At 63.5% G+C, this 1241-nt stretch carries 2 protein-coding genes; both read right to left on the bottom strand.

Going from position 1 to position 1241, the window contains the following annotated elements; genetic code table 11:
- Positions 1-45 precede the first annotated feature (45 nt).
- Positions 46-630: an IS630 family transposase gene (locus EJ913_RS31210; RefSeq protein WP_238519900.1), complete on the bottom strand. Its 585-nt coding sequence runs from the start codon at positions 628-630 to the stop codon at positions 46-48.
- A gap of 1 nt (position 631) precedes the next feature.
- Entirely contained in the window at positions 632-1114 is a 483-nt protein-coding gene (locus EJ913_RS31205; RefSeq protein WP_127005220.1) for a helix-turn-helix domain-containing protein, read from the bottom strand.
- Between the last annotated feature and the right edge of the window lie 127 nt (positions 1115-1241).

Raw genomic sequence — 1241 nt, 5'->3', positions numbered from 1 at the left:
TCATACCGTTTCGAAGGAATGACGTCGTTGAGCGTATGAGCATAGCTACGTCTTTCTTTCCGGATGCGGGGGCACTGGCGGAAGCGTGGCTATGGCTTGGCACCACCAGGGATAGCCGACGAGGCGTTGCAGAGTTGCCGGGACTGTCCAGTAGGGTTCCAGGGCGGCGGCAAGTGCTTCCTGAAGTTGGTCCAGAGACTCGAAGATGCGGTTGGCAAAGACCCGTCGCAGGGCTTCGAACCAGCGCTCGGCGGGATTGAGTTCCGGGCTGTAGGGCGGCAGGGGGATCTTGGTAACGCCCTCTGGCCAGATCACTTTGCCGCTGGTGTGACTGCCGGAGTTGTCCAGCACCAAGCCCAGGCGGTCGGGACCAAGGTCGCGGCGAAGCTCCTCCAGGAAGCGCTGGAAGCAGCGGCCATCGACGTGCGGCAGGAACAGCACGAAGCAGGCGCCGCTGGTCGGTTCGACGGCGGCATAGAGCCACAGCCAGCGGTATTCATGCTCGTGCGTCCAGGGTGGTCGGTGACCGAAGGGACACCACAAGCGACGATGGCTGACCTTGAGCCCAAAGCGCGCCTCGTCCATCGCGAAGACACGCCCTACCTCCAAGCGGGCGGCGGTAGCGGCCAGTTCATTTTTTGAACGCCGCCTGAACAGCGGGACTGGCGGCTTTTCGATGGTGTGGGCGTCCGGTCTTCAGCTTGGTCTTACGGCGCCGGAACAGTTTGGAGATGGCGTCGATCCCGTAGTCGATGCTCCAGTGGTCGCGCAGATACACTTGGGCGTCGTGCAAGCTGCCGATGTGGCCGGCCTCCATCTCGGCCCGCAGGCCGGTCCAGGCCTCGGGCGTGATCCGCTCCGACGCGCCACGGTGCGGCGGCCCCGGCAGCAAGGCCGCGAGCCCTCCGGCGCGATACGTTTGCCACCAGCGCTGAACGGTCCGCAGATGATAGCCAAGCAGCGCCGCCACATCGGCCAGCCGTTCGGCATGGCCTTCCTTCAGCAGGCGAAGAAAACGGATGCGGTCAGCAATCCCCTTGGCGAAAGGTTCTTTCTCACGGCTCTTCAGGTCTGCCACATCTTCTTGGATCTGACGCGAAAATACCGTCTCCATCGCCGTCCTCCCGGGACATAACGCTCGTCCCAGTTAACAGAGCCCGCAGCGCGCCGTCCCTACACCAGCCAAAGGGGCTGCTTCCCGTCCAAATGGCTGGCGGCGCGGTTCCTTCGAAACGGTATCA

This window comes from Azospirillum doebereinerae, assembly GCF_003989665.1.
Lineage (GTDB): Bacteria > Pseudomonadota > Alphaproteobacteria > Azospirillales > Azospirillaceae > Azospirillum > Azospirillum doebereinerae.
Note: the sequence above shows the minus strand (reverse complement) of the source record. Positions and strands in the feature narration are given on the sequence as shown.